Origin of the sequence: Pseudanabaena biceps PCC 7429 (genome assembly GCF_000332215.1) — a bacterium.
Classification (GTDB): Bacteria; Cyanobacteriota; Cyanobacteriia; order Pseudanabaenales; family Pseudanabaenaceae; genus Pseudanabaena; species Pseudanabaena biceps.
The window spans coordinates 1-19,535 of the sequence record NZ_ALWB01000094.1 but is presented as its reverse complement, the minus strand read 5'-3'; the positions used below and the strand labels follow the sequence as shown (position 1 = coordinate 19,535).

General features: G+C 41.9%; 16 protein-coding genes and 1 pseudogene. 8 read left to right on the top strand and 9 right to left on the bottom strand.

Annotated elements, in window-relative coordinates:
• A pseudogene (locus PSE7429_RS28175) lies at positions 1 to 104 on the top strand (IS1 family transposase); the annotation flags it as partial.
• Here PSE7429_RS28175 and PSE7429_RS11965 read toward each other — a convergent pair.
• Positions 87 to 299, bottom strand: coding sequence for a Uma2 family endonuclease (locus tag PSE7429_RS11965; RefSeq protein ID WP_052017703.1), 213 nt, complete (start codon positions 297 to 299; stop codon positions 87 to 89). The pseudogene PSE7429_RS28175 and the gene PSE7429_RS11965 sit on opposite strands and share 18 nt — an antisense overlap.
• A gap of 279 nt (positions 300 to 578) precedes the next feature.
• On the opposite strand from PSE7429_RS11965, the gene PSE7429_RS11960 reads away from it, so the two are divergent.
• The 3 genes from PSE7429_RS11960 (at position 579) to PSE7429_RS11950 (ending at position 3,194) form a co-directional block, all read left to right on the top strand.
• A complete protein-coding gene (locus PSE7429_RS11960; RefSeq protein ID WP_202950434.1) occupies positions 579 to 779 on the top strand; it encodes a KTSC domain-containing protein in 201 nt (66 codons plus the stop codon).
• A 17-nt stretch (positions 780 to 796) separates the two neighbouring features.
• The gene (locus tag PSE7429_RS11955) at positions 797 to 1,420 is read left to right on the top strand and encodes a Vat family streptogramin A O-acetyltransferase (RefSeq protein ID WP_009627453.1); all 624 of its coding nucleotides are present in this window, start codon (positions 797 to 799) and stop codon (positions 1,418 to 1,420) included.
• 121 nt (positions 1,421 to 1,541) lie between these two features.
• Positions 1,542 to 3,194, top strand: coding sequence for an SWIM zinc finger family protein (locus tag PSE7429_RS11950; RefSeq protein ID WP_009627452.1), 1,653 nt, complete (start codon positions 1,542 to 1,544; stop codon positions 3,192 to 3,194).
• A gap of 20 nt (positions 3,195 to 3,214) precedes the next feature.
• On the opposite strand, the gene PSE7429_RS11945 is transcribed toward PSE7429_RS11950, so the two are convergent.
• The 6 genes from PSE7429_RS11945 to PSE7429_RS11920 all read right to left on the bottom strand — a co-directional run bounded on the left by PSE7429_RS11945 (position 3,215) and on the right by PSE7429_RS11920 (position 9,695).
• The gene (locus PSE7429_RS11945) at positions 3,215 to 4,108 is read right to left on the bottom strand and encodes an Rpn family recombination-promoting nuclease/putative transposase (RefSeq protein ID WP_009627451.1); all 894 of its coding nucleotides are present in this window, start codon (positions 4,106 to 4,108) and stop codon (positions 3,215 to 3,217) included.
• 172 nt (positions 4,109 to 4,280) lie between these two features.
• Positions 4,281 to 4,931: a hypothetical protein gene (locus PSE7429_RS11940; protein WP_009627450.1), complete on the bottom strand. Its 651-nt coding sequence runs from the start codon at positions 4,929 to 4,931 to the stop codon at positions 4,281 to 4,283.
• A gap of 10 nt (positions 4,932 to 4,941) precedes the next feature.
• Positions 4,942 to 5,148, bottom strand: a complete 207-nt coding sequence (locus tag PSE7429_RS11935) for a DUF2887 domain-containing protein (RefSeq protein ID WP_040688413.1) — start codon at positions 5,146 to 5,148, stop codon at positions 4,942 to 4,944.
• Positions 5,149 to 5,152: 4 nt separating this feature from the next.
• Positions 5,153 to 8,356 (bottom strand): WGR domain-containing protein, encoded by a 3,204-nt coding sequence (locus PSE7429_RS11930; protein WP_009627449.1) that lies wholly within the window; start codon positions 8,354 to 8,356, stop codon positions 5,153 to 5,155.
• A gap of 91 nt (positions 8,357 to 8,447) precedes the next feature.
• Positions 8,448 to 9,137 (bottom strand): hypothetical protein, encoded by a 690-nt coding sequence (locus tag PSE7429_RS11925; RefSeq protein WP_009627448.1) that lies wholly within the window; start codon positions 9,135 to 9,137, stop codon positions 8,448 to 8,450.
• A 360-nt stretch (positions 9,138 to 9,497) separates the two neighbouring features.
• Complete coding sequence (locus tag PSE7429_RS11920; RefSeq protein ID WP_144052510.1) at positions 9,498 to 9,695, bottom strand: hypothetical protein; 198 nt, start codon at positions 9,693 to 9,695, stop codon at positions 9,498 to 9,500.
• Between the two features lie 938 nt (positions 9,696 to 10,633).
• Here PSE7429_RS11920 and PSE7429_RS11910 point away from each other — a divergent pair.
• A complete protein-coding gene (locus PSE7429_RS11910) occupies positions 10,634 to 12,070 on the top strand; it encodes a reverse transcriptase family protein (RefSeq protein WP_009627445.1) in 1,437 nt (478 codons plus the stop codon).
• A 214-nt stretch (positions 12,071 to 12,284) separates the two neighbouring features.
• Here the strand turns inward: PSE7429_RS11910 and PSE7429_RS11905 are convergent, their stop codons facing one another.
• The gene (locus PSE7429_RS11905; protein ID WP_009627444.1) at positions 12,285 to 13,046 is read right to left on the bottom strand and encodes a tetratricopeptide repeat protein; all 762 of its coding nucleotides are present in this window, start codon (positions 13,044 to 13,046) and stop codon (positions 12,285 to 12,287) included.
• A gap of 285 nt (positions 13,047 to 13,331) precedes the next feature.
• Between PSE7429_RS11905 and PSE7429_RS11900 the strand changes: the two genes are divergently transcribed.
• Positions 13,332 to 15,875: an ankyrin repeat domain-containing protein gene (locus PSE7429_RS11900; RefSeq protein WP_009627443.1), complete on the top strand. Its 2,544-nt coding sequence runs from the start codon at positions 13,332 to 13,334 to the stop codon at positions 15,873 to 15,875.
• A 357-nt stretch (positions 15,876 to 16,232) separates the two neighbouring features.
• Entirely contained in the window at positions 16,233 to 16,517 is a 285-nt protein-coding gene (locus PSE7429_RS11895) for a MoaD/ThiS family protein (protein WP_009627442.1), read from the top strand.
• A gap of 10 nt (positions 16,518 to 16,527) precedes the next feature.
• On the opposite strand, the gene PSE7429_RS11890 is transcribed toward PSE7429_RS11895, so the two are convergent.
• On the bottom strand, positions 16,528 to 16,746 hold the full coding sequence (locus PSE7429_RS11890) for a DUF2949 domain-containing protein (RefSeq protein WP_009627441.1): 219 nt from the start codon (positions 16,744 to 16,746) through the stop codon (positions 16,528 to 16,530).
• Positions 16,747 to 17,382: 636 nt separating this feature from the next.
• Here PSE7429_RS11890 and PSE7429_RS11885 point away from each other — a divergent pair.
• Positions 17,383 to 19,416, top strand: coding sequence for a PAS domain-containing hybrid sensor histidine kinase/response regulator (locus PSE7429_RS11885; RefSeq protein WP_009627440.1), 2,034 nt, complete (start codon positions 17,383 to 17,385; stop codon positions 19,414 to 19,416).
• Positions 19,417 to 19,535: the final 119 nt, after the last annotated feature.

Here is a 19,535-nt window from a genome sequence, read left to right as displayed (position 1 = left end):
CCTTATCCTTTTCTAAGAAGTTGGAAAATCACATTGGGGCCATTTGGAATTTTATTCATCATTACAACACTTCTTTACCTGCTCGGTCATCCTTTCCTTTTTAGGACTACCCAAATCCAAAACTGAGCAATCAATCCTGCATTATAAATTCCCGTTTCTCCACCCGTCGGAGCCAAAATAATTACCTCTCCTCTAGCATTACGCTCAAACTTGACATCAGGATTAGCTAGACAGAGATCGTAAAACTGCTCGTCAGCTAATTTCGAGATTGGCGCAAGATTTAAAATTACCGTATTCATGCTCTTAGTTTGAAAATACAGTTGTAATGAGATTTTAGCACTTTTAAATAAGTAGCTAAACATAAGTAAACTTAAAACTTAGACGAATGTACCGCCCGCGTAGCGGGCGGTATGCTCTTAGCTACTTATTTTGGATTCTGTAGCACTAAAAGTTGCGGCACTACATCTATCTCAATAAATTTTGTTAATGTAGACTATTAAAAGAAATAAGGATGTTGAAAAATGATTCTTAATATTAAAGAGGATAGAACTATGCAGATGATTGATGTAGATTCTAGTATGCTGAGTTCAGTTGGTTATGACTCGGCTACCCAGACTCTTCGTACTGTCTTTAATAGCGGTAAAACCTATGACTATTTTAAGGTTTCACAAGAGGTTTACGATGAATTGATCGCTAGTGAATCTAAGGGACGTTATATGCGTGATGAAATTATCGATATGTACTCCTATCAACAAGTAAAAAGGAAAAGTAAATATTAGCTTTCTATATGACATCTATGAACTATCCCGATCGCACCAATCCTCATCCAATGGCAGGATTTCCTCAAGTTTGCTTTATTCAAAACACAGTTACTAATCCGAATATCATCATCGGTGACTACACCTATTACGACGATCCTGAAGACTCAGAAAACTTTGAACGTAACGTCCTGTACCACTTTGACTTCATTGGGGACAAACTGATTATCGGTAAATTTTGCGCGATCGCAAGGGGCGTAAAATTCATCATGAACGGCGCAAACCATAGTATGTCAGGCATTTCCACCTATCCATTTCAAATCTTTTGGAACGAATGGAAACCACAAAATCTCGAATTTCCCTACAAAGGCGATACTGTAATTGGGAATGATGTCTGGATCGGCTACGAAGCGGTGATTATGGCGGGAGTGAAGATTGGTGATGGCGCGATTATTGCCTCCAAATCTGTCGTTACTAAAGATGTGCCACCCTATGCGATCGTTGGTGGCAATCCTGCGACAGTTATCCGTCAGAGATTTGATGATCAAGCGATCGCAAAGCTACTCGAAATCGCATGGTGGAATTGGGACATGGACAAGATTACGAGAAATCTGGATTGGATTGTGAGCGCTGATATCGCAGCCTTGCAAAATTGTATGTAAGTTAGGAATTTTCTGGATTTGCCTGACTGATCGTTTACAATAAATCTCTACTCCCAGTATTTGCGATCAGTTCCCAAAAATACAGCGATTGATATATTCTTGATGAAGAGTCGGAATTTGTATGGAATTTAACTACAACTACAAAGGCAGTTCGTCAGTGTCTGGACAAGGCGATCGCACAGCGATGTCATTCTCACCTGACGTGACAAGGCAACCCACCTACTTTAGAGGTGAACTGCACCAGAATATTGCCTTTCGAGAAGCGATTAGTGCCTTGCATGACGTTGTAGTTTCTGACCTTCGTTTTAAGCCAAAGGATAAAGAAGCTTACAAAGCTTGGGCCGCCCAACGCAATGAGATTGACTGGCAACTGGTCGCCACCCAACGCCAAGAAGTTACAGATAGGATCAAAGCCCTCCAAGCCGATCTCACGGATCTAAATCGGCGCAGTTCGGAACGGATGTCTGGATTTTATCGAGCTACTGCGAGATATTTTGATTATCTCTATCAAAAAGATCGAGATTACTGGTTTGTGCTTGACCCTGTAATTACCGTTCATCCCGACGAAGTTTTCTTTGAATGCTTTAGCCAAGATGAGTCTAGCTATGGTCGTCTGGGGGCTAGCTATGAGGTATTTAAGAATATCGATGAATTTGCCTGCGGCACTACCAACATCGATTACTCCGCCGCACTCTACGACGAGTTCCAAAAGATTCGCAGCTATAAACGGACGTTATTGGAAGTCGATCCTTCAGGATTTGAAGTGCAGACCACAGGAGAGGCTGACTATAAAGAAGTCAAAATCGATCTGCCAGATACTTGGGTGCGCGGCTTTTTGCAGGTTAGCTCGGCTATGTCACTTCCCGCAATTCGCTTTGACCTCCATCCCACCGATATTTACAACATCTGTTTTGTTTTGCGTCGTCGCAAAGAAAAGCAGGGGCCACGCAGTATGCGCTATATTCTCAAGCCGAACGAACCTATCCGAATTGTGTTTGAGCCTTGGGGAACGGAAATTGTCTGTTCCCGTTCGATTTATGAAGGCAATAGCGATCGCACGATCCGCGTTTGGGGTCGTCGTCGTCTCTTGATTTTGGAGCGGCTGATTCCCGTTGCGCGTAAATTCACCGTGCATTTACTTGGCAATGGAATGCCTTCTTTTTATGTCGCCGATCTTGAAGATATGTCCTTCACCTTGGGGTTATCGGGCTGGACGGCTAATGACTGGGCAAAGGCGAGTAATTTTGATTTACTTGCACCTAGGGCAAATGTTGATGACCGCACCAAACACCAGATTTTTGAAGCCCTCAAGCAGAATTGGGTAGAATCCCCTGACGCTCTGGCAGCAAGACTCAGACTGGATCGCTCGGTGGTTCTTGGTGCGCTCAGTGCCTATACTCAGGCGGGTAGTGCGATTTATGACTTAAATAAGCAGGTCTATCGCGTGCGCGAACTGTCCAATGTACCTTTGCCAATGGATAAGCTGCGTTTTGCTAGCGATCGCGAAGCCCAAGCGAGTCAATTTTTAGAACAAAATGCCGTGCGGATTACCAGTGACAATATTGATACTTCGGGAACTCAATTCTTGCAAGGAGAAGTGCGCCACAAAAATCAAACTTTCCTACCTGTGGTCACGCTCGATCGCGATCTACGCATTGTTCACGCCGAATGTACTTGTAACTGGCATCAGCAAAACAAACTATTCAAGGGACCCTGCGAACATATTCTCGCTTTGCGAATGCATAGCGATCGCATTGCTAATGCAATTGTGTAATACCCTTTCGTTGCTCTTGTTCAACGCGCCAAATGTTCTTTTAGCCAAGCGCTTAAATCAGCAGTTGTTTGTAAGTCAAAGATTACTTCGGCTAAATTTTCTAGTTGCGCGGCAGATAGTTTAGAAATTTTAGATTTTATGCTTGGAGATATTTTACCAAATTTGCGGGTTAGCATTCGTACCAACATCGCAGCCTGTCTTTGTAAACCCTCTTGTTTACCAATTTGCAAGCCCTCTTGTTTACCAATTTGCAAGCCCTCTTGTTTACCTTCCTGCATAGCCTCTTGGTAGACGCGGGTTTTCTTTAGATCGCTATGTGTAAACATTGATTCAACCTCTTGACGACTTAGTTTTGGGAATTTGTATACCAACACTGCCTCTATGAATTCTACTACGTTATCTCTCAGTTCAGTGTTTGTTTCTTGCTCAACTTTTTGGGCTAGTTTTCTTGCCATGGTTGGTGCCTTTTTTTCTGTGGCTAAGATTAGCTGAATGATGGCTATACCAAGGGAGTTCGTTTCTTCCCGCAGGGCTTCTAAATATATGCGGGTGATCCTTCCTGAGACAATTAGTTCTTGGCAGAATTTGTCGGGTGTTGGTTCGCTATTGTATTTGGCGAAGATGGCTACGGCTTGCCAGTCTTGGATGGGGCGATATTGGTTGAGATAGAGGAAGATTTCGGCTAGGAATTCGGAGTAGAAGTCTTCTTTGGCTTGAAATTGAACTTCTACTAGAAATATTGGTTTGTCGTTGGTTTCGGGCATGAAGATACCGTCAAACCGAAATGCTTTTTCTTTGATCTCGGCTGAGCTGAATTTGTATCCTTCGGCTTCTGCGATCGGGCGATCGATTAGCTCGAATAGTAGGGTGTGGAAGGATTGGAATAATTGATAGAATAACGTATCCGTCTTCATAACGGTTTAGTTTAGCATGGTGGTTAGCCATATTGAAGATCCGTTGCGTTGCCTTTCGTTGATAGATTACAAGATTGTGAGATCGGGCTAGGACAATGTAATTGCTGGTGATGGATCAAATCACATATATCTATTTGTTTAGTCCCAATAAATATTTATCTTTCCAGCATTTTCAAGAATTTCTTTCTCTCTCTTTTCCCCATAAATATGGATTAATATTCATCTTTCTAGCGTCTTCAAGAATTTCTTTCCCTCTCTTTTCTCCATAAATGTGAATTATTGTCTTTGGAACCCAATCCATGCCTTTTCCCACAGGCTCTCCACTATCTACAGGATATATAGGAGGACACCACATATCGTAAAAAAGGTAATAGACACATTGATCTATTTCAGGATAACCTTTACGAATATTGTCAATAAAGCTAGTGGGTCCACCTATAAGACCGATTCCATCGATATCAAATAGTATTCCCCAATTTCCTTGAAGAGAACAGATAGCTCGATACGAATGGTCGAAATCGGGGAGAGGTTGGTCTGAGCCAAGAGTATACTTGAAGCACCATTCTTGTACGGTATCGATCTCAAAGATTTCTGTATCACCAAGATCCAATATCGCACGAAAAAGAGTATCCCAAAACATTGGATTATCAGTGTAAGAATTTTGAGTATGAGCAAATATGAATAAACGAGACTCAATAGTATCTTGAAAAGGGAATTCGCTACCACCACAGCAAGGAAAAATGCAGTCTTTGAATACTTTCATTAATGCTGGTTTAATATGTTTCAAATACTCTTCTACTGATATTACTGATCTTAATGTCATATGTTATTACCTAATTATAAGCTTCGCCTGAAAATGAAAAAGGGAAGAAGAATGGGATATTATCAGGAAGATGGATTTGGGACCGAAATACTTTTTCTGTGATCTCGGCTGAGCTAAATTTGGAACCTTCTGCTTCTGCGATCGGGCGATCGATTAGCTCGAATAGTAGGGTGTGGAAGGATTGAAAGAGTTGATAAAATAAGGTGTCTGTCTTCATTCCTTTATGATTTTGTGGGGGTAGCCAGTAGCTTGATGGGAAGCGGGATTTGAGGATAGGTGAGATGGATTTTTAAGAGAGATTCTAGGGCTTTGGCTTTATCCCCGATCGCGATCGCAGCAGATTGTCTGGTGAAAATTTGGGCGACGATATGCGCAGCAGCTTCGCTTTTAATTGCTTCTTGATTGAGAAACGCGAATACCCGTTGCTTCGTGACACGACCGCGATTTACTTGGGCTAAGACTCTTGTGAAATAGGGAATTAGCTCCTGCAAACGACTGGGATTATTTGCCGCGTAGTTTTCTAGATAGTTGGTGGCAAATAGCTGCATATCCGTAGAAGGATGTTCGCTAAATTTAACTAGATATTCCTGTCCATCGGTTTCTTGAAAACAGCGACTGACTAAATCACGTCCAAACTTGCGCACATCAGCGCGAATACTATCGCAGATGCTGATAATCACCACAGGCGTGAAGTCTTCAGGTTGGAGTAATTCTCCAAAGAGGCGAAATCCAAATAGCCTTGCATCATCCCAGTGGGATTCAAGAAATGGTAATGCTGCAAGTAATTCCTCTGGTTGACGATGCAGACGGGGGAGTATCTGTTCGCCCATGGCATAGGCAGCCCTGCGAACTGTTAACACTTCATGGTTCCCAAATTGAGCGATTTCTGCTGTCGTAAAACTACTCGCCCAAACCGATCCATTGACGGAGAGGATAGATCCCGCTACTTCTTGAGCGGCAGTAGATTTGGTTTGGAGAAGTTGTTGCGTCAACTCTTGGGTAGCAGCAGACATCCATTCAGGCAAATCGTTTTGGAGCAACTGACTGAGGAATTTATGTACCCCTTCGTTCGCTTCAGGTGCAAGCAAGATTTGGAGCAGTTGTCCTGCAAGAGTTAAGCTGAAGTCATGATTTTCATTAGCCAATCGACGAATGATCGGACGAATCGCCTCACGCATATCCGCGATCGCATGAGTCGCGATCGCCAAGATTAGGGTCGTGCGTTCTAACAAAACGCGATCGGGCAATTGCCCAAACAGCCGCACGCCCAAAACCCTAACATGATCATAGGGGGATTCTAATAGAGCTTCCATTAAGCCTGATGGTAAGTCCATGACATTTATTTCATGGTTCACCAGAATCTGCGCTCCCAAGGTTTGCAACTCTGGCAGAGGATGACGCAGGAGATCGAGGATGATTTCTAAGCCTAGCGATCGCAATTGCAAACTGAAGCTAAGTAATAGAGTTTCTGCTCCTTGTTTAGCTTGTTCTGCTTGATCGGGTTGCAGAGTCAGCATCAGGGCAATAATCTGTCCAATTAGCGATCGCACTGTGACATCACTCAAAATAGCCGCACCGAGTAACTGCCGCGCAAAGTTCCTAGTCTCCGCCTGTTTGCTCAATACTAACCCCGCAATTAATTGACTATCTTCGTTTAAAAAGCGATCGCGTTGTTCGTTAATCCATCGATAAGCCTCGGTTCGCGCAGGTGCAAAAGTACAATTAGCCACCGCTAAAATCAGCTTCCCATCGGGCTGCTCAGGTTGATAGCGTTCTCTTGCTAGCTCAAATCCCAATTGCGCGGTGACTTCGTAGGGACGGGCTAAAATTTTAATCAGATTCTCTAGGGTTAGCTCTGCACAAAAACTTTGACATGACCGCAGCGCTTTAACGGCAAAATGATGTACGGGACGGGCTTTACTTTCTAATAGAAGTTGTAATAACGCAGTGGGATGCTGTTCCCACAGTTGAGGGAATGCTTCTTCTCTAACTTTTGGCTCAGGACTTTCAGGCTTATAGGGAGGAACACATCGCCATGCTCTGGCGTTGGGCTTCAGCACATAACGGGGGCTATGCTCGTAGAGAATATGATTGAAGGTGAGATATTTGGCATAGATATCCCATTCGATTCTTGCGGATTCATATCGTCTCCAATTGCGATCGTATGTATAGTAAACGGATTGCCGCACTTCCTCGGCATCAATATCTGAATACTGCAAGAGAATACTTACGGCTAAATTAATGTAGGCTGGATCGTTCAATTCGCCCAGTTTGCGGAGCGATCGCCATACTCTCCGCCGCAAATAACTGCGCGTTTTTTGAGAATAAACCTGATTATTCTCCATCTCTTCACATTCTGCTTTTTTATCCTGATCGAAGCGTTTAGCAAGAATTGCAAAGGCTTCACCATCTTGGCGATATTCGGCAATTTTGAAGATATGGCGCACTCTTTGGAAGTAGTTATATTCTAGAGGAACTGTTCTTAAAACCTCTAAAATCACAGGGCGAATCTTCTCACTATCGATTTGATAGAGCAATTCGATCGCCATAAAACGGTAGCGATCGTCGCTATTGAGAAGAGTCTGAAAAGCTTCCGCAAATTGCTCAGCAGTACCATGGCGAACTGGAGCTTGCAGTGCGATCGGTAATTGTGCGATTAATTGCGATCGCATTTCCGCTTGTTTAGCGCTATCAGCCAGTTTAAAAACAGCTTCAAAGGCAATACGCCTCACTGAGTCTGGCGTAGCACTATTTTGATACAGCCCTTCTAATGGGGGAATGACACTGCGATCGCCACACCATCCTAATGACCAAGCGATCGCATAGTTCCTGATGGGATTGCGAGAAGTGTTGAGCATTCGCAACAAAAGAGGTGCTGCTGCTGCTATCTTTAGTTCTCCCACCCGCCAAGTCAATCGATCTAAGGGATGCTGGCGATCGCGCCTAGCAACCAAGGGATTGCCCATCCGATCTACTAGGTTTGTATGTGGTTGACGACCACGCCTTGTATTCCTCACCCCACTACGAGATGCAACGCTAGAAGGAACGCCCACATTTAAGATTGCCACCAATCGATTGAGAATCGCTTGACTTCTGGCATCGCTATCAACAGGAATTTCTATCGGTAGCGGACTTGCGATCGGTGGCGGAATTGCGATCGGTGTAGAAGTCGCCTCAGTTTCCCCAGTAGCATCACGATAGCCTTTATTTACTTTTGCATTGACTAAGCGATCGCACAATTTCTGCGCTTGCTCTAGGGATACTGCTGTCACTGTCTCGGAATTCTCTTTGAGGACAGCCCCTTGTTTCCCATACCGCGAGTTGACCACATAGCGATTATCCCCAACCTGACAAAGATCGATTTCGTAGACTTTAGCTGAGCTGCCAGCCTGATAAAGCAGCGTCGTTCGTTTAATTATTTGCATGGCAAGCTCAAACTAGTAAATCAATAAATATGATAAATATGCTGTAGTGCCATATTAGCTTAAAGCAAACTCCTTAACTAGAAATGAATGCCTAGTTATTCATCTCTCTGATAAATACAGCATAAAGAACGTTACCATCCGCAGTAAATCTTATCGCTGGCAAATTTCTAACTAAAAGAAATGCTCTTCCGAAATCTACTTCAGTTCTATCGATGGATAGTTTGAGCGGCTTCTTCATAATTCCTTGTTGGTAACCATCGATAAATAGCGCACCCTCCGCAATAACATCTAATTTGACATTATCCTCATCAATCTCTATTTGCCCATGATTCCAATGGAAAAGAACTTTCGTAGATACAGTTGTAGTTTTATTGTTAATCCAATTTTGGATACCTCTCTTTTCATATAGATAATCAAATTTGCCAAATACAATTGCTTTTTCGACAATTTTAGTAGGTGTCTGTGTCCATCTCTCTACATAAAAAAACGGTATGGGCTTATAAAACCTATTGATAAGATAGTAAAAAGTATATGGAAAAAATAACAATCCAGATCCATGAAGAGCGAATGCTTGCCAGAGATTTGGTCGCATTATGCTTAGTGATGAGAGTTGAAATAGATTAGCAAATAATAATGAAAACCCTATTATGAACATTAAAGTGTCAAATGGAATTCCATTACTGGTAATATTGAGTAATACAAATTTTGTTCTTAAAAAATCACACCAATTATATATCGATTTGAATATCGACTTAAAAAGGTTGCCTTTAAGCTTATTCATGTAAAAATCTCTATTTTTTCGTTACAGTTGTTTTGGGAAAGTGTATCACGTTATAAATCCTGTAAATACACTGTGGTATTGATTGTATGTGCATTACTCTATCCCTTAGCCTAAAATTCATGTCTAACAAGTATTTTAGAAATTATAGCTATATTCACTTAAGTCAGTACATCAAACCCCATAGAGAGTGGCGGCGCTTCGCGCCGCCACTCTCTATGGGGTTTGATTCTTGTCCTAACATTACTGAATATAGCTATAAAACAATGATGGTTTAGCGATCGCGTAACCCATCATTGTCGAATATCATTGTCGAATACATAGATGCGTTAGTGGAATGTAATGCATCCTACATTTAATTAACTACTGATTATTTCGCTCCACTTGCTCTACTATTTCTGTATACATTTCTTGACTAACAGACAATCGGTTAAGCCAACTGTCAAAATATTGAAGTCCATGCTCAGAAGCCTTTTGATAAGAAGGTCGATCATGCTTCAAATACATATACTTCATAAAATCTTTTTTGTTTTGAATTTTGTTTTGAATTTTGTCAGCCACTAACATCTTATGAACTTTGTCGAGTGGTCCAATTTCGATAGAGTCGAAGCTTTTGATTTTGTTTTTGATCTTATAACTACTAGTAACGCGCCGATACTCCATTCCTAGAACTATGGCAGGAGGAGAGATAAAGGAAAGTTCATCTGAATCATCAGAAAGTAACTGAGATAGTGATTTATCATTTTAGAAAATTGGATGGAGACAAAATGCTTCCATCAGGGTTTCGTTGTTGCCGTAAATCAACTGAAGAATAAAAGCACCTTCTTGAATATGGTTCATGTAGCTAACGCCACTTCGCCGTGCGACCTTACCTTTATATTTTTGCTGAATCAGCTTATAAAAAGGTTTATTCGCAATTGAATCAAGAAAATCATGTCTCATGAGATAAATATGATGAATATCCTGTATTTAAACGTAGCATGAGTTAGCGATCGCCTAATTCATCATTGTTGACTATATGGATGCGTTACATTGCACTAACGCATCCTACATTTAATTAAGCTTTCCTACTTTTAATTATAAAATGTTAGATTTGACCCAAACACCCTGTTTAGGCTATCTTTTGAATAGTACATATTTGCATATCAAACATGTACAAAATAGTCGCAACAGCAGTCATAAGGGCAAACAACCTTGCAATCCGAATGGTGGATCGCCATTCTTGCATTTAGTCTAAGCGCGCATCACTGGCTTGCTCTTAACTGTGCGTCTCTCGCTACTAGTGTGTTATTACGGTTTGGCTTCCGAAAAGCTAACGAACACACTAGTAGCGGAGCCGCTGGAGTTGAGCAATCCAGTCCTGAGAGGTTTACGAAGGAGTAACCTGTTGACTGCTGAATGTGACTTTATTACAGCGCAAAGCGCTGAATGAGAACCCAAATTTATAGTTGACAATGTTGCAAAGCTGTTAACTAGAAATTTGATTTTTTGGTGTGACTATGACCAACCAACCCCGCACCCGTCAGGAACTTTACGATCGCATTAGGCGTAGCTCCAGAGATGAAGTAATTCTGGAGGAAATGATTCGTTTAGGATTTTGGCCAGCCGCTGGTGAAATGCCCAAGGATCCTGCCGATGAGATTCGGCGCAAGGGCGAGATCATGCGGGAGCTTGAGGATTTACGAGCGCAAAATCGCCAACTGCATAACGAAGAAGCACTAAAAAAAGAAGCTTTAGCCCAGAGATTAGCGGAGTCCAAACGCAAACAGCAAGAAACCAAAGAGCGCCGAGAACGAGAGCGGCAAGAACGTCTAGAAATTTGGGAACTCAAGAAACAACAAGAAATTGTATTTCTAGGTGAAGGAGTTTCCGCAGGACTCAACAAAACTGAATGCGATCGCGATCGCTTACAAAGTTACGGCTTACCAGAATATGGCACATCAGGAGAGATTGCTGCTGCCATGGGAATCAGCCTCGGTGAACTACGATTTTTAGCCTTTTCAAGACGGGCTAGCAATGTCTCTCACTACATCCGTTTCAAAATCGCTAAGAAAACAGGCGGCGAACGTTTGATTTCTGCGCCCATGCCACGTCTCAAACAAGCACAGACATGGATTCTCTATCACATTCTAGAGAAAGTGAATTTGCATGAGGCGGCGCATGGATTTTGTCGTGGGCGATCGATTGTCACCAATGCCGCACCGCATGTGGGAGCCGATGTCGTCATCAATCTAGACTTGCAAGATTTCTTTCCTTCTATCTCTTACAAGCGGGTCAAGGGATTGTTTATATCTTTAGGTTATTCTGAAGCTGCTGCCACGATATTTGGACTAATTTGTACTGATGCTGCTGTAGAGGCAGTAGAACTCGATGGCAAAACCTATTATGTATCTCTAGGCGATCGCCATTTACCCCAAGGCGCACCCAGCAGCCCAGCTATTACCAATTTAATCTGTCGTCGCCTCGATCTGCGTCTCACGAAGATGGCTGCAAGTCTGGGTTTTGTGTATACGCGCTATGCTGATGACTTGACCTTCTCTGGTTCTGGTGAGAATTTGCGACAGATCTGTAATGTGCTGAAACGGACGGAAGCGATCGCAACTCATGAGGGATTCACCATCCATCCCCAAAAGACGAGAGTTCTCCATAGGTCTCAACATCAAGAAGTAACAGGGATTGTAGTTAATGAGAAGCTAAATGTGGATAGAGAGACACTCAAGCGTTTTCGGGCTACCTTGTTTCACATTGAGAAGGATGGATTAGCAGGAAAGCATTGGGGCAATTATCCTGATTTAATTCAATCCATTGAAGGCTTTGCGAACTTTGTGGCTATGGTCAATCCAGAAAAAGGTGGCAAACTCAAGGAGCAAGTCCAACGCATTAAAGCTAAGTACAGACCCAAACGCGTAAAGCGTATAAGACGAAAAAGTAACTAAGCGATCGCACCTTCTTGATTTCAATTCTAAAAATAGTGTTGCTATTTTTAGAATTGAAGTCTTTTACTGAGTTTGTTCTCTATGGCAATGTAATACCAATTCACGAAAGTGTGACAACACTTTTGTGAATTAAAAACCAAACCCAGTAAGGTCTTTCAAAGCTGAAAATGGCGTAGCCATTTTCAGCTTTGGTATAAGAGATATTGGGACAGAGCTATTTCAACTTTTTGAGTATCTTTTCGGCTTGAAATATAAAGTGTTGATTCTTACGATATTGAAATGGAACAAAGCTTTTGATTTTATAAATCATCGTCTCTAAAGTCTCGCGAGCAGTTGCAATATCTCCTTGTTGTTGATATATCCTTGCAAGTGTCATATAGGCATCTGGATGACTCCAACTTTTGAGGTGCAACTGCAAGTGGGTTTTTGCTGCTTCTAGATTATCAAGATCAAATAAAAGTTCACCATAGGTGAGAGAAGCGTTTCCATAGGAGAATCCTGCTTCTACTTTCAATAGCCTTTGCAAATGAGTCTTTGCTGCTTCTAAGTTTTTGTTACTTCTTTCCGCCCAAGCTGCACCCCAAAGAGCTTTAGGATTATCAGGCTCTAGTTCTAATGCCTTGTTATAGGCATTTGCAGACTTATCAAGTTGATCTAGCTCAAATAAGATGTCTCCTAGTTTGATGTACTGGTGCGCTTTGCCAATATTCCTAGCTTCGGCTTCTGCCTGCCACAGCGCATCACGTAACCGACGACGGCTTAAGAAACGGGGGACTGGTATAGTACTACCATAGCGAGGCATCCAGCAAATAAAGAAGTAGAGAAAAGCTCCAATTATGTTAAGAAGAATTAATGCCCATAGCCAGAGATGGCGATCGCCCGAACCATTCTTTAGACAGTCATAAAGCATCCAAATCCAAAAAGCTGTCCCTAGCAAGCCAAATGAACTCAGAAAAAGGAAGAATGCCTCTAACATGGGAAAGCCTCACACAAATTTACACTACTAGCTATTTGGGCTTACCCAACACCTCAAATAGACTCTATACAAATATCTTGATTTAGTAAATATTCACTACAGCACTTTTGTCAAGCTACTTATGAGCAGGGAAATTGCACATGTTTCGTAATACTTTAACTTAATTGATTTTTATGGGGTTGTTTTTGGTGTTAAATGTATTTTTTGATATTGACAATGCTGATGGAATAGAGGTTAAATTTACCGTGTAGGGGAAAAACTAAAAATTTAAATATTTCAAATCCTATGCCACAAAATCGGGATCGCCAACTAATCGAAGCCGTTAGAGCCAAGAATATCTCGACTGTCCGAGAACTCTTAGCTGAAGGAGCAAACCCAAACCTCAAGGATGGTGACGAAACCTTGTTGGAAATTGCTGAATATGATCGCGAGATTAGGTATGCCCTTGTAGAAGCAGGTGCTTGGGATAATGCTCTTCGCACAGAAATGGTGATGGCATTAGATTATGGGGTTGAGGTGGTTAAAATCCTGATTGAGAAAGGTGCAGATGTAAATGTGCAAACATTCTCAGGAACTCCGCTTTCTGTTGCAGCAAGAAAAGGAGATAAAGAGATCGTCAATCTTCTAATTGATGCTGGAGCCGATCTTGATGCTGAGACACCATTAAATTGTGCGCTTGAAAATGGACATTATGATATTGCAATTCAATTGCTAGAAGCAGGTGCAATGCCTGATAGTACTTCTATGCTTCGCAGCACGCCTGCGATCGCGATCGCCGCATCGCAAGGAGCTACTCAAGTTATACAAGCTTTGCTAAAGGCAGGTGCAGATGCTAATACATCAGTATCACAAATTGTTGTAAACCAAGCTCAGATACAAAAGCAAACTACAAATGCACTTGGAGAATTTTTTCAATCGATGGAAGCCTTAGGAGGGATGCTAGATAAGTTCGATGGTTCAGAGTCCTCAGCTAATGAAACATTATCGTTTCTGGAGCAACTAAAATCTCCCTCTTCATCCGCTACGCTAGAACCAATTAGATTAGCTGACACTTCGCCCCTTATTTTAGCTGCTCGTTTTGGACATGCCAAGGTTTTATCTCTGTTGTTAGAGTTTGGAGCAAATCCACAAAAAAAAGATGGTGAAGGACTTTCAGCTTATGATTGGGCAATCAAAAACAATCATGTTGAAATTTTAAAAACTCTCAAAACGTTTGGTATCGAAGGTACAGAAACTTCTCCTGACGAAGAATTGTTAAATGCTGCAATCGCAGGAAACTCTCTCCAAGTGGCTGAGGCTTTAGCAAAAGGGGCAAATATAGACGTTAGAGATTTAAGGCAAAAGACAAAAAACAAAACTTCTCTAATGCTAGCTGTAGAACATGAGCATTTAGAAGTTATGCTTCAACTATTACAGGCAGGAGCCGATCCTAATCTTGGTGATGCAATAGAGCCTGTTCCTAAATGGTTACTAGAACATACTGATGCAGATGGTGTTACTAGTATGGGATGCCAATTGGGGAGGACGGCTTTGATGTTTGCAACCCAACAAGGAAATCTAGAATTTGTTCGAGAGTTGATTAGAGGGGGTGCAGCACCTGATGTTAAAGATGGTCTAGGCTATAGTGCTTTAACAATTGCTTGTGAATTAGAGCGATTGTCCATAGTTCAGGAACTCCTTAGTTCAGGAGCCGACTTACATCAACGTGATCCCTTTGGAAATACTCCTTTAATGATTGCAGTTTCTAATAATCAAGTAGAAATTGTACAATATCTTATAGAAGCAGGTTCTGATGTTCATACCCAAAACCGTGAAGGTAAAACCCTGTTAATGGAAGTTGCTGGTCAAGGCAATCTTAGTTTAGTAAATCTGCTTTTAACCAAAAAGGTTGATGTTAACTTGCACAATCGCGAAAACGGTACAGCTCTTATCGCTGCAATCAATCATTACGGTTCTACTGAGAATCTAAAAGTTATTGAGGCATTGCTTGAAGCTGGAGCTGATCCTAATTTGGGGGATTATGAAAAAGGAAATGCACTCACAACATCAATTTACAGCGGGAGTATAGAAGCGATCGCTAAATTGATTGAGGCTGGAGTAGATGTTGGGAAACGCGATCGTGAAGGTAGATCGGCTTTAGGACTAGCAAAAGTTTATCACCGTCAGAATGTTTTAGCTTTCTTGAGAGGAGTTGTAGGCGATCGCGCTGCTGAACTCGAAGTCGATCTTGAAGTAGAACAAGAGGATGATGATGAACGTTGGGGCGAAGAAATTGAGCCACCAGACTTTTCGGAACGTGCAGCAACCGATGAATATCAGCAGGCAGTTAGAGATCTAGCTGAAATTTGTGGCGATAAAGCGAGCGCGATTAATGAGCTTGAAGGGGGATTTTATATCAATGTCAGAACCAATAAGCGCAAAGAAATTGATGTGGAAGCATTGCAAAATGACTTTTTAGAAAGAGATTGTTTTGTGTTTCAATCCGATCGTAGTATTGATAATTTGCCCCACAGGCTGTGGATCTTACCAACTACCGATAAATACGAAGCGATCGCCGCCATGGGAACAAATGGATGTAATTGCGGTATTGGCACTGGCTATGTTTTGGAATGGCTCCGCGAACTTGAAGAAGAACAACCTTTTGTCATCACAAGTATTCGGGGTGATCTCTTGTCTGGTCGGTTTCTCACGCCGATTCAAGACCCCGAAGAGTTAGCGGAGAGAATGTACGAATTTTGTCCTGATATCGTCAGTCAAGGCTGTGGCTCAGTTGAGAATTTAGCCGATAGCCTCAAAAATAGTGACAATCTCTATTTCTGGTGGGATTAATACAAAAAAATCTATATCACTGTTACCTGAAAAGATTGCATCCCTTTAAGTAGTTCGGCATAATTAAAAACCAAAACCAGAGAGCATACCGCCCACTGAGTGGGTGGTATGCTCTTCTAGGTTTTACAGCAATTACCGATCAAACGAACCACAAGGAAATTTTTGAAAGCGTTGCTTTGCAACGCTTTCAAAAATTTCCTTGGGTTGGGTTTGAGCGCAAAGCGCTGTAATTCACAAAAGTGTTGTCCCACTTTCGTAAATTGGTATTAACTAAAAACATGCTGATTGCAGCACAAAGTGCTGGAATCCCCTTAATGCTAACGATCTGGAATAAAAGACTGAAATAAAAGTAAAAATATGATCTACGAACGAGACTCTGAAGATATTTCTGAAGATATTCAGGTTACTGTCAAGCTCTTTGCCATTTTTCAAGAAGTATTCGCTACTGATGAAATGCAAATGCATCTTAAGTCTGGTACATCGGTGTCGGAAGTATTCGATCGCTTAGTTAGTCAGCATGGAAATCTAGAGCAATGGCGATCGCTAACTCGTTATGCGATCAATCTAAATTTTGCTGAACCTCATACAATCCTCAACCATGGGGATGAGGTTGCACTTATCCCTCCTGTAAGTGGTGGATAGGCTGCTTTGCCTAGCTGCCCTGTCCCGACCAATCAAGTAAGCCACTAAATTGATGCAAATCAATAAAGCTAAGCTGTAACAAAATCATCAATAGAGGACCTTCTTGGCGTTCTTGCCAACGTTTGGCGACAGCCAATTGTTCGCGGTCAACGACCGACAACTCAAGGAGGTGCCTCTCTAAATCTTCTTGGCGACTAGCGATCGCGTATGTCTGGGAGTGATAACTCATTGAAATCAAATAACTAATTACTTAGGCAATTTGGATTAATAGCGTAGCGCACATTACCATATCTATCAACGTCCGTCAAAGTTATTTTTGCAAGCTCGGTAATATTAAAAACCTAGAAGAGCGTACTGCCCACATCGGGTGGTACGCTCACTGAGCTACTTACTCCCTTCCCGCCAAAGAAATAGACATCAAAACCCAATAATTACCCAATAATTAGAGTTGCGGTGCTTCGCGCCGCAACTCTAATTATTCACTGGGAAGGGAGTAACAAGACTTGGAGACACTTAGTACAAATCTATGGCTCGAAATACCGTCTTGGCGAGTTACACTAAGGTTCAAAAAAAATTGGCAAAATACGACCTATATTAAGCTTTAAAAGCACATAATAAATTTAGTTCATAAATTTAGGTTAACGATCTATAAGTTAACGATCGCGCTAACGAACGAGTCTAAAATTTTTGCGATCGTATTTTAGATGCCTTTACTTAGATACTTTTATTAGATGCTTTTATTAGATGCCTTTACTTAGATGCCTTTACTTAGATGCCTTTATTAGCTCCCTTTTAGATCCCTTTATTTAGATGCCTTTATTTAGATGCCTTTATTAGTTTGCGTTGCTTTAACAACATTTCCGACATGAACAACCCTGAAGTTTCTGAAGAAATACCCATGCAAGACTGGCAAAGCCTCCAGCAAGAAGTTAAAGAATTACGCAAATCCGTCAATCGACTTCAGATAGAAAATAGCGATCTTGAGAATTCTCTATTAACAGCCATTGAACATGGCGATCTTGTGGAATCAGAGCTTCTAGATGTAAATAAAAGGTTAAAAAGTGAAATTATTGAAAGAAAAATGGCGCAAGCCACGCTGCAATCAATTTTAGAAATTGTCTATCGGGACAAGAGCGATCTAGAAATCATGCTAGCGACCGCTACCGAGCATGGCGATGCGATCGAGTACGAGCAATATAATCGTGCGGTCGAGACTATGCGCCAGAGCGAAGAGCAGTTTCGAGCGATCGCTGAATCCACCAGCATGGCCATGTTAGTCAGCCGTCTCAGCGATGGTGCGATCGTCTATGCCAATACTAGCGCAGGGGAAATGCTCCAAAGAGAAATAACCAGTCTACTTAAGAAGTCGATTAAGGATCTTTACTACCTACCCGCCGAATGGGCAGATTTACAACAGCAATTTTTGCAAAGCCAGCGAGTCCGCGATTATGAAATTCGTCTGTGCAGATCTAATCAGGAACCTCTATGGGTATTAGCTTCACTCCACTTACTATGGCTAAAAGGCGAACAGGTCTTGCTCAGCACTTTTTATGATATTACGCTTCTCAAACAGACAGAAATTGCTTTACGGGAGTCAGAAGCAAAATTGAGAGAACAGGCGAATCTACTGGAACAGCGCGTGGAGGAAAGAACACTAGACCTCAAACAGGCAAAAGAAGCCGCAGAAGCGGCGAGTCTTTCCAAGGCAGCTTTTTTAGCAAATATGAGTCACGAGCTCCGCACGCCACTCAATGCCATTCTGGGCTTTGCGCAGCTCATGCTCTACGACCAAGAGTTAAACGAGCAGCACCAAACTGACCTACAAACCATCTGTAACAGTGGTAATCATCTATTAATGATGATTAATGACATTTTGGAAATGTCAAAGCTTGAAGCTGGCAGCGTACTCTTGCGAGAAAAAGAATGTTATCTGTACCATATTATCGATACCGCAAGAGAAATGTTATCGCTGAAAGCGCAGGAAAAAGGATTAGCCTTTGATGTGAATATTCAAATGGATGTTCCTCCATATATTCATACAGATGAAAGTAAGTTGCGCCAAGTTTTAATCAATTTGATTGGCAATGCGATTAAATTTACGGAAACAGGACATATCTCATTGCGGGTATATGTGAAATCTATGCTCGAAAATCTACCATCGCCAACCACCGCTAGTCATGATGAAGGTCTAACCCGTATCCTTTGTTTTGAAGTAGAAGATACGGGCGCAGGAATTTCCGAATCAGAATTACCCATTCTATTTCAGCCCTTCGTTCAGACCGATTCAGGCAGGCGATCGCAAGAAGGCAGTGGATTGGGTTTATCGATTAGTTACAACTATGTGCATCTCATGGGTGGGCAGATGTCGGTCGCGAGTGAAGTCGGTGTCGGCTCAACCTTTAGCTTTCACATTCCGATTAAGTCTTTAGCCCTCTTTGAAGAACCATCTCTAAAAACGCCCCATCGAGTTATTGGTATTGAGGGAGATCAGATCTACCGCATCTTAATTGCTGAAGATATTCGCCTTAATCGTCAATTACTAACGCGAATTTTATCGCCACTCGGCTTTGATGTACGCGAAGTTAGTACGGGACATGAAGCGATCGATGTTTGGAAATCTTGGGCTCCCCATTTAATTTGGATGGACACGAGAATGCCGTCCCTCAATGGACGTGAAGCGGCTTCAGAAATAAGGGAAATCGAGTCCATAAGTAATACTTTAGAATCCCAGAAGGTCAAAATTATCGCTTTGACAGCCAGTCTAGTTGACTTAAGAGAAGAAGATTTATACCTTTATGGTTTTGATGGATTTGTAGCCAGACCATTTACGGAAGATAAAATCTTCGCAAGAATGGCTGAACATCTTAATTTGCGATACATTTACAGCGACAACAAATAGCTAACGTCAGTTCGGGTTAAGCTGGCATTTGAGCTAACATTTATTTATAGCTGTCACTATTTACAGCAATTATCGATCAAACGAACCACAGGGAAATTTTTGAAAGCGTTGCTTTGCAA

Excerpts from the sequence above, each read along its gene's own strand:
- PSE7429_RS11965 (WP_052017703.1), bottom strand. The coding sequence starts at position 299 with ATGAATACGGTAATTTTAAATCTTGCGCCAATCTCGAAATTAGCTGAC.
- PSE7429_RS11960 (WP_202950434.1), top strand. The coding sequence starts at position 579 with ATGCTGAGTTCAGTTGGTTATGACTCGGCTACCCAGACTCTTCGTACT.
- PSE7429_RS11955 (WP_009627453.1), top strand. The coding sequence starts at position 797 with ATGAACTATCCCGATCGCACCAATCCTCATCCAATGGCAGGATTTCCT.
- PSE7429_RS11950 (WP_009627452.1), top strand. The coding sequence starts at position 1,542 with ATGGAATTTAACTACAACTACAAAGGCAGTTCGTCAGTGTCTGGACAA.
- PSE7429_RS11945 (WP_009627451.1), bottom strand. The coding sequence starts at position 4,108 with ATGAAGACGGATACGTTATTCTATCAATTATTCCAATCCTTCCACACC.
- PSE7429_RS11940 (WP_009627450.1), bottom strand. The coding sequence starts at position 4,931 with ATGACATTAAGATCAGTAATATCAGTAGAAGAGTATTTGAAACATATT.
- PSE7429_RS11935 (WP_040688413.1), bottom strand. The coding sequence starts at position 5,148 with ATGAAGACAGACACCTTATTTTATCAACTCTTTCAATCCTTCCACACC.
- PSE7429_RS11930 (WP_009627449.1), bottom strand. The coding sequence starts at position 8,356 with ATGCAAATAATTAAACGAACGACGCTGCTTTATCAGGCTGGCAGCTCA.
- PSE7429_RS11925 (WP_009627448.1), bottom strand. The coding sequence starts at position 9,137 with ATGAATAAGCTTAAAGGCAACCTTTTTAAGTCGATATTCAAATCGATA.
- PSE7429_RS11910 (WP_009627445.1), top strand. The coding sequence starts at position 10,634 with ATGACCAACCAACCCCGCACCCGTCAGGAACTTTACGATCGCATTAGG.
- PSE7429_RS11905 (WP_009627444.1), bottom strand. The coding sequence starts at position 13,046 with ATGTTAGAGGCATTCTTCCTTTTTCTGAGTTCATTTGGCTTGCTAGGG.
- PSE7429_RS11900 (WP_009627443.1), top strand. The coding sequence starts at position 13,332 with ATGCCACAAAATCGGGATCGCCAACTAATCGAAGCCGTTAGAGCCAAG.
- PSE7429_RS11895 (WP_009627442.1), top strand. The coding sequence starts at position 16,233 with ATGATCTACGAACGAGACTCTGAAGATATTTCTGAAGATATTCAGGTT.
- PSE7429_RS11890 (WP_009627441.1), bottom strand. The coding sequence starts at position 16,746 with ATGAGTTATCACTCCCAGACATACGCGATCGCTAGTCGCCAAGAAGAT.
- PSE7429_RS11885 (WP_009627440.1), top strand. The coding sequence starts at position 17,383 with ATGAACAACCCTGAAGTTTCTGAAGAAATACCCATGCAAGACTGGCAA.